Annotated in this window: 10 protein-coding genes; 3 read left to right on the top strand and 7 right to left on the bottom strand. The window is 58.0% G+C overall.

Going from position 1 to position 13,312, the window contains the following annotated elements; translation table 11 throughout:
* Positions 1-14: 14 nt before the first annotated feature.
* A complete protein-coding gene (locus Poly24_RS02100) occupies positions 15-947 on the bottom strand; it encodes a DUF1559 family PulG-like putative transporter (RefSeq protein ID WP_197451521.1) in 933 nt (310 codons plus the stop codon).
* 149 nt (positions 948-1,096) lie between these two features.
* Between Poly24_RS02100 and dtd the strand changes: the two genes are divergently transcribed.
* Positions 1,097-1,546 (top strand): D-aminoacyl-tRNA deacylase, encoded by a 450-nt coding sequence (gene dtd / locus Poly24_RS02095; protein ID WP_145089783.1) that lies wholly within the window; start codon positions 1,097-1,099, stop codon positions 1,544-1,546.
* 104 nt (positions 1,547-1,650) lie between these two features.
* Here the strand turns inward: dtd and corA are convergent, their stop codons facing one another.
* Both corA and Poly24_RS02085 read right to left on the bottom strand, forming a co-directional pair.
* Positions 1,651-2,844 carry a magnesium/cobalt transporter CorA gene (corA, locus tag Poly24_RS02090; protein WP_231753418.1) on the bottom strand — a complete coding sequence of 398 codons (1,194 nt, stop codon included), beginning with the start codon at positions 2,842-2,844 and terminating at the stop codon, positions 1,651-1,653.
* Positions 2,845-3,094: 250 nt separating this feature from the next.
* On the bottom strand, positions 3,095-6,589 hold the full coding sequence (locus tag Poly24_RS02085) for a mechanosensitive ion channel domain-containing protein (protein ID WP_145089780.1): 3,495 nt from the start codon (positions 6,587-6,589) through the stop codon (positions 3,095-3,097).
* Positions 6,590-6,886: 297 nt separating this feature from the next.
* Here Poly24_RS02085 and Poly24_RS02080 point away from each other — a divergent pair, with 297 nt between their 5' ends.
* Positions 6,887-7,972: a succinylglutamate desuccinylase/aspartoacylase family protein gene (locus Poly24_RS02080; protein WP_145089777.1), complete on the top strand. Its 1,086-nt coding sequence runs from the start codon at positions 6,887-6,889 to the stop codon at positions 7,970-7,972.
* A 313-nt stretch (positions 7,973-8,285) separates the two neighbouring features.
* Here the strand turns inward: Poly24_RS02080 and Poly24_RS02075 are convergent, their stop codons facing one another.
* On the bottom strand, positions 8,286-9,101 hold the full coding sequence (locus Poly24_RS02075) for a metal-dependent hydrolase (protein WP_231753417.1): 816 nt from the start codon (positions 9,099-9,101) through the stop codon (positions 8,286-8,288).
* 40 nt (positions 9,102-9,141) lie between these two features.
* Between Poly24_RS02075 and Poly24_RS02070 the strand changes: the two genes are divergently transcribed.
* Positions 9,142-9,828 (top strand): CvpA family protein, encoded by a 687-nt coding sequence (locus Poly24_RS02070; protein WP_145089774.1) that lies wholly within the window; start codon positions 9,142-9,144, stop codon positions 9,826-9,828.
* Positions 9,829-10,068: 240 nt separating this feature from the next.
* Here Poly24_RS02070 and Poly24_RS02065 read toward each other — a convergent pair whose 3' ends face one another.
* The 3 genes from Poly24_RS02065 to Poly24_RS02055 all read right to left on the bottom strand — a co-directional run bounded on the left by Poly24_RS02065 (position 10,069) and on the right by Poly24_RS02055 (position 13,279).
* Positions 10,069-11,043, bottom strand: a complete 975-nt coding sequence (locus Poly24_RS02065) for an acetyl-CoA carboxylase carboxyltransferase subunit alpha (RefSeq protein ID WP_145089771.1) — start codon at positions 11,041-11,043, stop codon at positions 10,069-10,071.
* A gap of 89 nt (positions 11,044-11,132) precedes the next feature.
* On the bottom strand, positions 11,133-12,047 hold the full coding sequence (locus tag Poly24_RS02060; protein ID WP_145089768.1) for a serine/threonine-protein kinase: 915 nt from the start codon (positions 12,045-12,047) through the stop codon (positions 11,133-11,135).
* Between the two features lie 329 nt (positions 12,048-12,376).
* On the bottom strand, positions 12,377-13,279 hold the full coding sequence (locus Poly24_RS02055; protein ID WP_145089765.1) for a serine/threonine-protein kinase: 903 nt from the start codon (positions 13,277-13,279) through the stop codon (positions 12,377-12,379).
* Positions 13,280-13,312 lie beyond the last annotated feature (33 nt).

Genomic DNA, 13,312 nt, shown 5'->3' with positions numbered 1-13,312 from the left:
CCACACACCGCCGATCATTCCCAGTCGTCGAGAAGATCATCGGGCAGCGGTTCACCGCCGCGCGGTGTGATCAAGCCGCGAATCTCCCCCGCTGACAGCGACTCGCTCAAGAAGTGATCGCGTCCGTCGCTAGTCGCCGCCGTCGCACCTCCTTCATGATTGCCACCGATCTCCACGCCATCTTTGCCGTTGATCGCGGGAACCATCTTGGCGACGTCCAGATCGGCTGGCTGAGTCCACAGCAGTTCGTTGCCCGCCATCGGATTCGCGGGCCGCGCGACCTCGACGACCAACAACGTCTGATCGGGTCGGTCGATCACATCGCGTGGGCTCAGCGGTCCCGACGCGGGGAAGAGCGTCCCTGGGCCGGTGATCAACATGTAATTGGGCTCGCTCCAGACATTGCTTCCCACCGCGGGAGATCCATACTCCGCCGGCCGACTGTAAGCGAGCGCCATGTTTGTCTCGGAACTCCACGGCTCCGCCAGATTGAACTGATCGTACAGCGACTGGTGGCCAAGATAGGGAAGGATCAAAACTCGCCAACTGTACATCGGCTTCCCCGCCGCATCGGTCACCATCGGCGTCGGATAGGTTCCATAATCATCGGCGTACGCGTTCAGCGCCGCGGCGATCAAACGAACGTTGTTGCGGCAGGCCCCGCGCAGCGAATTCGCACGAATCTGAGCGATCCCGGAAACGCCGTAACGAAACATCAACATCCCGCCCGCCAACACAACGACCGCCGCGACACAGATCGTGGCGATCAACCGAATCGGCCGGCCGATCGATTTCCGCGGTTCCATGGCGATGCTGCCGGTCTCCTCCTGAAAATCGGGGACCGTGATCGGTTGACCACACGCCGCGCAAGCTCCCGCCTGACCGGCGTACTGCGTTTCCACCAGCGTTTGCGTTTGGCAATGGGGACAGGTAAAGAGCAGCGGCATGGGAACGGCAACACAAAAAGGAAGAAGCGACAACGGAGCAGGGCAGGGCGGATGTCGCGTTTTGCCCTACAATCAGCCCCCGTTATTGTATCGCCTGAGGCCGATCGGTTCATCGCCACCGCAATCGTGAAGAAAAGGAAAGAGACATCGTGCGAGCTGTCATCCAAAGAGTTTCGGAAGCATCGGTTACTGTCGACGACCAAGTAGTCGGATCGATCGAGCTTGGGTTCCTTGTCTTGCTGGGAGTCGAAAATGGAGACACCGAGACCGACGCGAACTATCTGGCCGACAAGACGATCGGGCTGCGAGTGTTCGCCGACGCCGACGACAAGATGAATCTGGACATCGCGCAGGTCGGCGGCAAGGTATTGGCAGTCAGCCAGTTCACATTGTTAGGCGACTGTCGTAAAGGTCGCCGCCCGGCGTTCACCGACGCCGCCGATCCCGAGATCGCTCGGCAACTGTACGAACACTACTGCCAACGTATCCGCACCGCGGGAATCGAAGTCCGGACAGGCATCTTCGCCGCCGACATGCAGGTCCACTTGGTGAACCAAGGCCCCGTGACGCTGCTGTTGGACAGCCGCAAACGTTGGTAGACGGGAAACGATCCGCAACACCACCACGCCTGAAGTTCGTCAAACGCCCGGCCACACAAACCGCGGGGCAGGGCAGGGGACACGCGAAACGACGGGAAGACCGACTACTTCGTCAGCCAACCCTTGCGGTACAGATAGGCCAACAGACCGCCCGCCATCAACGTCATCAGCCCCAACGCAAACGGATACCCATAGGTCCATTGCAGTTCGGGCATATTCCATTTCGACACGTTGCTGTCGAAGTTCATCCCATAGATCCCGGCGACAAAGCTCATCGGAATAAAGATCGTCGCGATGATCGTTAGCACTTTCATCACATCGTTGTTCCGTTCGCTGAGCATGGCGAAGTAGAGCTCGCGGAGCTCGGCACAGGTTTCGCGATCGGTGTCGGCTGCTTCGATCAAATGCTGCAAATGATCTTGGCAATCGCGGAAGTACAACGCGGTATCCTCCTCCATCCGATAGCCCACATCGCGCAGCACAACATTAATTGCCGAGCGATGCTGGTTGACGACTTTGCGAATTAACAACAGATCGGCGCGGATCGCATGCAACTGCAGCGGCAGCGAACGGTCGCCTCCCTGCTGCAACACTTCGGCGGCGTCATCCAACACTTCGGCATACCGATCCAACAACGGAAAGTAGCCATCGATGACGGCGTCGATAATCGAATAGGCCAGGTAGTCGGAATGCCGCTCGCGAATCCGCCCCGCAGCGTTGGCGATTCGATGGCGAACCGGTTCCAAGCAATCCCCGGGTCGCTCTTGAATCGTGATCACGACATCACCGATCAGAAAGATGCCTACCTGTTCGGTATTGAATCCGCCTCCGTCGATCGGCATCCGAGCGACAAAAAACATCGTGTCGCCGTAATATTCAAACTTGGCATGCTGATGAACATTCACAACATCTTCCATCGCCAACGGATGGATATCGAACAACTTACCAAGCTCTTCCAACATCGCGACATCGCCGACACCATCGATGTCGATCCAAGTCGTGCGGCGAGCGTGTGCTGGCGTGGCACCATTGCCAGGAACGGTCGGCGCCAACCCAGCGTACGATTCGGGCGGCTTGCGATGCGACACCCAGTCGACCAACTCAGCCACCGATTCGACAACCTTGTCGGTCGACGAATGTTCGTTGTACTGGATTAGACGAATCTGTCCTTTGACGCTACCCGGATGCGATTCCAGCGCTCCCGGAATACCTCCGACGACAACCCGCGGACGCGACATCCGCTTCGATAGCTTGTCGATCGATTCGAGCATGATGTTTCGCGCGGCCTGTAGTGACACAATCGAATCCTAAATTTAGTGGAGTAAACCCTAATCTAGGCGACCGAATTGCGAAACACAATTTCCATCTCGGGGCAGGGCAGGGCCGTTAACTGGTTGAGCTTAGCCAGATTGGCCGCCACGCGTTCGCGTCCGGTTCCCTTGGACAACCGGACGCGAACGCGTGGCGGCTGATACCTCAAATTGAATCCGTGATTTGCACTGCGGGGCAGGGCAGGGGGGCGCGGCATATGCTTCCCCCCTCACCGAATCAGGCGGCGCTCCGCTGCTGCTGAGCATCGGGCAGGATCGCCTGGAGCGTTTCGACCGATTTGATATGGAGATCGCGTTGCGGGAAAGCGATCTCGATATTCGCTTTCTGAAATTCACGCGTGATCGCCAAATTCAATTCGTTGACGACATCCAAGTAGACATCCCGCTTGGCGATGAAGACTCGCAGTTCCAGGTTGAGCGTACTATCGCCAAACGATTTGAACAGCGTCGATGGCGCTGGTTCACGCATCACATACGGACACTCTTTCGCCAACCGCAACAGAATCCCCTGTGCCTTTTTGACATCGGTTCCATACGCGACTCCGACCGGCAACACGACGCGGCTGACTGGATCGGTGAGCGTCCAGTTGATGACGTTGTCGGTGATGAACTTTTTGTTGGGCACGATCAACTCGCGGCGATCGAAATCGGTGATCGTGGTTGCCCGCATCTGCATCCGCGTGACGTTCCCCGTCACATCACCGACGGTCACCAGATCGGTCAACCGGATCGGGCGTTCGAACAGGATGATCAATCCACTGACCAGGTTTGCAAAGATCTCCTGCAACCCGAAACCTAGCCCCACAGTCATCGCAGCGGCCAGCCACTGAACGCTGCCCCATGAGAGTCGGATGATGTGACAGGCGAACAACAGCCCGACAAGCGTCGCCGCGTAGCGAACCAAGATCGCCACTGCCTGACGGCCTCCTTGTTCCATCGGCAACCGTTCCAGCACAGCAAACTCCAACACGCCCGGCAAACGCCGACCGACCATCATCGTGGCAACGATCACCAACACGGCCATCAATGCATCGGTCAGTGTCGTTGGAACCGTCCGTTCACTCAGTTTGATCGACTCGCCGCCCCCCGAATCGACAACCGTTTCAGCAACCGATTCGATGTTCTGCCACAGCACCACGCGGTCCAACACTCGCAGGGCCGGAAAGACCTCCGACCAAATGAACCATCCCGCACAGACCAACAACATGATCCCCGCGTAACGCAACAGATCGCGAAATTCGCTGTCGGCCGATGCGTGCATCGAAACCGTCGCAATCGGTTCGGGCTGGACCACGACGCTCTCCTCCGACAGGCTTGAATCGATGACCAACCGGTCCTCGTCGTGGCGTACCGCTGGCGCATCGCGCAGGGCGCGGTTGTATCCAATCACTTCCAACCACCGCAGGGCGAGTGAATAGAGGACGATTGCCGCCACCACCGCCGCTCCGGTTTCGGCTAAACGGCCGGACAACTGATAGGCGGAGAAGTGATATCCGACCAGCGACAGGATCGCAAACGCAAGCGGTGCACCGGCGACAGCGCACCAGATGGGCTTCTTAAAACGCACAACAAGCGATTGAGGTGACTCCGCCGACAGACATTTCATCAATGGCCCGCGAGGCCGCACCAACCAACCGATCTGCAAAAAGAACAAGGCCAGAATCGAGATAAACAGCAACCGCTGCGAGCTCTGCTGGTCCGCCAATTCGCCAAACTGCGACAGCAGCAAGAACCCGAAGATCGGCGTTCCGACCAGCGCGGTGATCTCCAACGTATTGCGAACCGACGCGGTCGCCCGCTCAGGCCAACCAAACACCTTTTCGCCAACACCTTCACTGCGACACAGTTCACGCAACAACTCGCAGCCCATCAGGAAGAGGATCATCGTCAAACAGGCGTCGCCGACCGCTTGCGTCCATTCAGTCGACGCCGCCGCGGTCCGCAAGCGATAACCGACGACCAACAACAGGGCAGGCCAGCGAGCCGACAAGACCACAGCGATCATAAACGCAGCAGCATAGCGAGAGAACTTCGCTTCCTGACCGGCATCCGGCGGATCGGACAGATTGCTTTGCGTCTGCCGCAAGCGAGCGCGGAAGATGATCAACAGGATCACAAACGCCAACAGCGAAAGAGCGGCCGCGGGACGTCGCAACAGATCGACTCCTGCAACACGCAACACCTGTCCCCACCGAACGGGGTTGACCAACGTGCCGATCCCTTGGATCCCCGCCCGCACATCGTTCAATTCGATTGCATCGCTACTGCGAATCCACAACACACGCTGATTCAGATACTCACGAAAATCGCCAACCAACGTCTCCAGCTTGTGATCGATCAATTCCAGTTCATTCAAATCCTGCAGCAGCGTGTCCTGATCAGGGATCGCTTTGGCCAATAGATCGCGGCGGTCGCGGAGCACACGCACCAGCACATCGATGACTTGCTGACGATCGTAGTTTCCCAAGGATGCGTCGAGAGAATCAAACATCTCCGCCGCCGCTTCTTCGGGATCGGCGACAGCGCGCCGCAACTGCTTCCACTCCGTCAACTGCAGATGCGCCGCCGGCATCTCCGCATGAATGTATTTCGCTCGCTCTTCAAATTCCGACATCCGCGGCAACTCGCTGCGCTGCTTGCGCAACAACAACCCGGTCGTCGATGTCGTCCCCGCATGCTTCACCTTGTCGCGCAGCGTCTCGAAATCGGCCTCGTACTGTTGAATCTTTTCTTTCAGCTCTTTGATCGTTTTCGTGACGCGTTCGATCCCCGCCGCCGTGGCGATTCGACGCTCGGCGATCTCCGCGTTCTGTTCCGCCAGCGACTTCAGAGCCGGATGGGATGTCTCGGCAATCCGCCGCGCTTCGGTCGCCTGCCGCAGCGATTCCTCTTTCCGCCACTGGTCGATCGCCGTCTGCCATCGCGCCAACATCCGCTTGCGACCATTGAGGTTGCGCTGTGCCAGATCGTGCTCCAAGGGCAACAGCGTCCCCGTCTCATCCAACCGCCGTCGTTCCAATTTTGTGGTCACCAATTGCTGGTTCCGGCATTGCAATTTGGCTTTCAGTTCGAAAGCCTGCACATGGGCGTTCAAGTCGGTACCGGTTGCCGCCGCTGCCTGCTTGGTGTTGTCAGCGATCCGCTGTTCCAGATCCACCACTTCTTTTGCCAGTTCCGCCAACCTCGCGGTGCGTCCTTCAAGCTCTTTCCCTTTCGCTGCAAACTGCGCCTCATCCGCTTCCACTTGCTGGCGCAGCGCCGCCAACTGGCTCTCCAGTTCTGCGATCGTGTTGCCACTCGGGTTCGCCCCGAACTCGGCATCGGCAGGCTTCTCGAGCGCCGCCTTGGTCTCCGCGACAAGATCGCCGATCTTCGGCAGAAACGCCTCGATCTCCTGCTGACGCTTCCGCGACGCCTCTTCGCTGTCGATCCATTCCTTCGCTTTGCTCAACCGCTCGGTGCAGGCTTTGCGGATCTCCTCCGACAGATCCGTCGTCGCTTCGATCGCCGCCAACTCCGACGCCAGCATCTCGCGCGTCACCACCGCCGACTCGTGCGACGGCGACTCACTGAAGCTTGCCGGCACCACGCGTTGCGGCTCCACCGCCGCCGCGACAGGGACTGCACCCGGGACCACAACAGGCATCGCGCCCGCTGGCGGCACCGGCATCGCAGCGGGTGCAGCAACGGGATTGCTTGCAACGGGTGGCATCCGCCAACCATTCTCAACAGGCTGCGCCACGGCCAACCCAAGTGGACCTAACAGACAGCAGCAAACAAATCGAAGCGGAGTGTTGAAACGCATTGACTTTGCTAGCGGGAGAAGTGTGGAAAGAGATGAGAGACCTCTGCTCAGGCGCACACTATCAACCCTGGAGAGGCGAGGAAAGTCGAATTCGAGTCGCCCGAATCAGCCCCACCAAAGTCGTATCACGCGCCCAGGCTTCGACTTGCTATATTGAGTCGTTGCCATGCGTTTTTTTCCACAATCCAGCCCAAGAAATCGAAAATGAGTGCCGCGGAAACCCAGAACTGGTTCGGCCACGATGTCGCCCCGGGAGAGTCGCTGAGCACCGAACTGGTGGTCAGCGAAAGCTACAGCAGCCGAAACGTTTCGATTCCAGTCAACATCCGCCGCGGACTGCAACCAGGCCCGACCGTCTTTGTCACCGCCGCACTGCATGGCGACGAACTCAACGGCACCGGGGCGATTCGGACAATGCTATCGGACAAGGAATGGTCGCTGCAGTCCGGTACCGTGCTGATGATTCCGGTGCTGAATATGCTCGGATTCGAACGACACTCTCGCTACCTGCCCGATCGCCGCGACCTGAACCGCTGCTTTCCCGGATCGGCTTCGGGGAGCATGGCTTCGCGACTCGCCAAAGTGATTTTCGAATCGCTGATCGCCCGCTGCGACTTCGGCATCGACCTGCACACCGCGGCGGTCCGGCGGACAAATTTCCCCAACGTTCGGGCCGACCTCTCCCATCCCGACTGCCGCCGCATGGCCGAAGCCTTCGGATCGGGAATCATCCTGCATACCAAAGGCCCCAAGGGCTCGCTCCGCCGCGAAGCGACTCGCGCCGGCTGCCCAACGATCATCGTCGAAGGAGGCGAGGTTTGGAAAGTTGAATCGTCGGTCGTCGAATGCATGACCCGGGGGATCTTCAATGTGCTGATGGAGCTGAAGATGATGTCGGGCGAACCAGACATTCCCGACACCCAGGCAACGATTCGCGAAACCAAATGGATCCGGGCCGAACGAGGCGGATTCCTCGCCATGCATGTCTCGCCCGGCGACAGCATCGTCAAAGGGCAAGCGATCGCCACGAACAGCAACCTGTTAGCCGAAGACCAAAACCGCCTGGAGGCTCCCTTCTCGGGAATCATCATTGGCATGACCACGCTGCCCGCCGTCCAACCGGGCGAACCGGTCGTCCACATCGGCCGCCTGTCGAACCCCAAATCGGTCCGCCGACACGAAAAACAAGTCGCTGGCGACGAGATCCAACGAACCGCCCACGAACACCTCGCAACCAACATCCAAGTCGTCGAAGCTACCGTCGAAGAGCCCCGAGAAAACGCCGACTAAGTCCACGCTGCCCAATTCCAAAAACGGAGCAGGGTAGGGCGGCTAGGAATCTTCCGTTCACACAAGCCGAACCTTCGCTCCACCCCTAGGCCATGAAAAAGCAGCCACCACCAAAAGTCACGCACGCGACGAAATGCGCTCGCACGACAACCAAAAACAGACGGCTGCCTCCACGACCACTACTGAACAGTGCAACGACTAGACCCGACAGCCCGCCGAAGGCGAAATAGTTCCAGGGCCCAAAAAATGGAGCAGGGCAGGGGACTGAATTTTTTTGAGACCACCATGCCCGGCGATAGCAAAGCCCCCGATGCTAGCGCCAGCCCGGTTGCGGCGAGGGAGATTGCGGCAGCATCCACGGCTCGGCCATCTGCTCGAACTGCGGCGCCTCGGGGAGATGCTGGTGCAACATGAACGAGTGGTCGTGATAGACCATGTAGACCAAGATGCCAAGCTTCCCGTAGACCGAGACGTTGGCCAAAAAGTTGTTGCCCCAAAATTTCATCGCCGTCCCAAACGACTTTTTGAAACGGAGCCCCGTGACCCCAAATTCGATCGACCAAATTTCATCCAAAACGAGATGAACCATGAAGCCGAGGAAGACCCCCATGCTTTTGTAGATCCGCACATCCTCCTGCGCGCAATGCAGCAACAGATATGCGATCAAGCCGACCGAGACCGCCGCAGGAATGCTATGCCACATCCCGCGATGGACGGTGTACTTTTTGAAAATTTCGACGAGGACAAATCGCATCAGAACATAGACGACACCGGCGACCGCAATCATCGTCTCGCGACGCAGCCCCAAGTCCTGCAACCGATCGAGCAACATCATCGGAACCACGGCCGATGCGAACATCGCCGTTTCGCGCAGCGGCACACCTGAGTCGCTGTCCAAATCGGGCAGCATCCCGCTGACACTGCACAGGCCTCCGGCTAACAAGCACGATTCCAGAGACATCCCAAATTGGGTTGCTCCCAGATAACCGTATCCGATGCCGACGACGGTGCTTCCCGTCATGTGTGTCTTGAATCCGGCCATGCTATTAAATAACCGCGATCGCCCCTCGCTGCCAAGGCCGATCTGATTGATCTTCGCCCGCGGCGCGGACCTACGTATACTTGGCACCTTTGCTTCTTCGCCGCTCGAAATCCCCAATCCACCGATCATGGAAACCTACGACATCATCATGCTGATCGCGCTGGCTGCCGCCACGATCCTCGGCGCGATCAAAGGCTTCGCCTGGCAAGTCGCGTCGCTCGCATCGATCTCGCTCAGCTACTGGGTGGCGATGCGTTTCCGCGAACCGTTCTCGCAACAGATTCACGCCGAGCCGCCGTGGAATATGTTCCTGGCGATGCTCATCCTGTTCGTCGGCACGATGATCGCAATCTGGATCTTGTTCCGAATGCTATCGCGCACGATCGACCGATTGAGACTCCGAACCTTCGACCATCAACTGGGCGGAATCCTTGGACTGGCCAAGGGCGTGATCTATTGCATTCTGATCACCATGTTCGCGCTCTCGCTGCTGGGCGATTCGGTCCGCACGCAGATCGTGCAATCGCGGAGCGGATATTACATCGCCAAACTACTCAGCTACAGCGACAAAGTCATCCCGGCCGAACTGCAAGAGATCGTCGGACCGTATCTGGATCGACTGGACGAACAATTGCGAGCCGACAGCAACGCATCGACCGGTCCGGCCCAACCGCTGCCGTGGGGCAACAACGAATCGACGACCGGAGCGATCGTCGACGCGGTGCAGCAGAATCTGCAGCTGCCAAACGAAAGCCAGAACCTGATCCCGGCCGAGCTACTGACGCCCAAATTCTTCGACCAGATCCAGCCATGACCGCCGGCCCCAGTCGCTGCGGAATTCAGGGCGGGGGAACGTGAAATCCCCAGAACCAGAATGTTCGTAAAACCCAGGGAAAACGAGGGGCCTAATACAACATAAGAGGCATTATCGGACGTTGCGGGGCGGTTTCTAAGGGCCTGAAAACCAGGCCCCACCCCGCCGAAACGCCAGTCGCTGCAACGGCCACACCAAATGCTTTGCTTCCGAGCCGCGAAGACGCGAACGCCCGGAAGATCAGACAGCCGCTTCGGCCGCCTCCAGGAAGACGCCCATCCGGCGAAACTTCTCGTAACGCTGAGCCAGCAGCTCTTCGACCGGCAGCGATTCCAATTGTGTCAGCGTCCGCGTCAGATAGCTACGCAAACGCGAAGCCGCTTGATGATGATCGCGATGCGCACCGCCCAACGGTTCGGGCAACACGTCGTCGACGACGCCAAGTCCGGGCAAATCCTTCGAAGTGAACTTCAACGCCTTGGCGGCCTTCGGCGCGTGTTCGTGGCTCTTCCACAGAATGCCCGCACAGCCCTCGGGACTAATGACGGAATAATACGCGTTCTCCATCACGGCCACGCGATCGCCGACACCGATCCCCAAAGCGCCGCCGCTCCCCCCTTCACCGATCACGACACAGATGATCGGCGTCTTCAGCCGGCTCATCTGAAACATGCTTTCGGCGATCACTTGAGCCTGGCCGCGTTCCTCGGCTCCAACGCCGGGATAGGCGCCGGGAGTGTCGATGAAGCAGATCAGGGGCAGCCGATATTTCTCGGCCATCTTCATCTTGCTCATCGCCTTGCGGTAGCCTTCGGGATGGGCGCATCCAAAGTGGCAAGCGGCGCGTTCCTTATAGGTACGGCCTTTCTGATGCCCGGCGACGATCACCTTGAAGCGATCGATTTTCGCAAACCCGGTCAACAGCGCCCGGTCGTCGCCGAACTGTTTGTCGCCGTGCAGTTCGACAAACTCGTCGAACGCCAGTTTCAGATAGTCGTTTGTGTACGGACGGTCTTTGTGCCGCGCGACCTGAACCGTCTGCCACGGATCGAGATTGGCGTAGATCTGCCGCAGCTCTTCATTGATCTGCCGTCGCAGGTTTCGGATCTCCGTCTCCGCGGCGTCGCTACGATCGGTCTGCTTCTCGATCGCAGCAAGCTGCTGCTGCAACTCAGCCACACTTTTCTCAAAGTCCAAAGTCGTGCCAGCATCCATATCTTCGAGTTCTCTTTTTCAGTTGTATTTCGATCGGCCGTGCGGGCCGCGCTATTTCCATTGGATCGCAGCGTTCGCCGCCGCGAGATTTAATGTTTCAGCAGATCCTCGGGCGACTTGAATCCCGATGCGACATCAAACACGTCCACATCCAGCTTCTTGGGCTGCTTCTTGAACAACCGCATACCGCGGATCAGCTTCAGAAATTCCCACATCGATTCGGGGCGATGCTCTGGCTTTTTCGAGAGCATCCGCTTGATCAGATCCGCAAACTCTTGGGAGACGTTTTCGTTGCTGGTCAATGGCGTGGGGATCGGGGCGCTGAGATGTTTGTTCAACAAATCGTTAGGCGATTCGCCCGTATACGGCGGCTTGCCGGTTGCCACTTCGTACAACACGCACCCGTACGAATAGATGTCCGAACGCTCGTCCATGTTCTTGCCCCGAATTTGCTCGGGAGACATGTAGCTGCGCGTCCCTTGGATCTGGCTCTTCTTGCCGAACAGCTTCGACAACCCGGTTTTCTTCTTCTGGGAGATCTGGAAGTCGATCAGCTTGACGACCCCTTCCCGACTGACCAGAAAGTTGTCCGGTTTGACGTCGCAGTGCAGCCAACCCTTGGTATGCATGAAATACAAACCCTCGGCCGACTGTTCGACAACCTTGTTCAGCATGTAGGCCAGCGAATCGGGCCCGTGCCGCAACGCCTGCTTCATGTTCAATTCGCTGAACAGTTCCAGCACCAGATAGGCCGACTTCGGATCGGTCACAAAATCGTGGATCTTGATCAACCGCGGGCTCGGCCCAACCTGCGTGGCGACGTCGTATTCGTACTTCAGCCCCGCAACCTCCGCCTTGTCGCCTCGCAATTCATCGCGAAGCACCTTCAGCGCATACCGCTTCTGGTCCGCTTCGTTGATGGCTTCCCAGACCTGGCATGCACTGCCCATTCGGATCAGGCGTGTCAATCGATAGGAACCGAAGAAGTCCCGGGCCTTAGCCATACGGATTCTCGCTGCGAGATAAGATGAGTCGATTACGAAGAATTCAAGGAAAAATCCTTCCCGGACAATTCATCTTATTCACCTGCTGCCGATTACGGAAGATCATCGGGCTGCGGGAACAGGGCAAATCGCGGTTTCGATTCGAGGCATCCGCCGGCACGCGATAGGCACCCGGTACCACCGGACAAGACCACGCTAACTTGCCTAACCCCAACGACTTAACATCTCTAGCTGCAAAAAACTGGGGCCCCCTGCCCTAGCCCGCCCGTCTAGCTAGCGAGCGCCCAGGCAGCCCTTCGTCGCCTGGAACCGGCGAATCCCTGGGCGGATCAGTCCAAATTGAAGCCTTTTTCGCCCTTCTCCAGCTGATCAAACGGATGGACGTCGGGAATCCGAGGTGACTTTTTGAACAGTGTGATCGCCCGCAACTCCTTCAAGAACTCCCACATCGATGCCGGACGGCTCTCTTTTTTCTTTGCCATCATTTTTTTGATTAGCTCAGAAAACTCCGGCGACACATTGGGGTTTCCCGCCAATGGACTAACGACCTGGCCCGTCAGGTGCTTATTGAGCAGCTCGGTGGGACTGGTCGCGGTATACGGCGGCTTGCCGGTCACCAGCTCGAACAACGTGCAGCCGTACGAATACATGTCCGAACGTTCATCGATTCCCTTGGCCCGAATCTGTTCAGGGGACATATAGCTGCGCGTCCCTTGAACCTTCGGCTTGTAGAACATCGCCTTCAGCCCGGTTCGCTTCTTCTCGGCGATCCGGTAATCGATCAGCTTGACGTCCCCCTCGCGAGTGACCAGAAAATTGTCGGGCTTGATATCGCGATGGATCCAATCCTTGGTGTGCATGTAATACAAACCTTCGGCCGATTTCTGGATCATCTTCTGGAGCATAAAGCCGTAGGCGTCGACTCCCATTCGCACCAAATTGCGGAACGATGTCTCGCTGGCCAATTCGAAGACGTTGTGCGGGATCCCGTTTTCCACGCCGTGATGGAAGGCCTTCAAGACCAGCGGGCTGTTCATCGACGAAGCGACTTCGAACTCGTTCTTCAGCGATGCGATCTCTTCTTTGTCATCTTTGAAATTGTCTTTCAACAACTTGATCGCAACACGTTTGTCCGACGCATCTTCGACAGCTTCCCAGATCTGCGATGTCGCACCATTGCGGATCAAACGGACAAGTCGATAGTGGCCGAGGAAGTCGCGCATCTTCGCCATGGTGGATCACTCACAAGTCAATGAACATGTTTA

Origin of the sequence: Rosistilla carotiformis, from assembly GCF_007753095.1 — a bacterium.
Taxonomy (GTDB): Bacteria; Planctomycetota; Planctomycetia; order Pirellulales; family Pirellulaceae; genus Rosistilla; species Rosistilla carotiformis.
The sequence above is the reverse complement of the archived record's forward strand: the minus strand, read 5'-3'. Positions and strand labels throughout refer to the sequence as shown.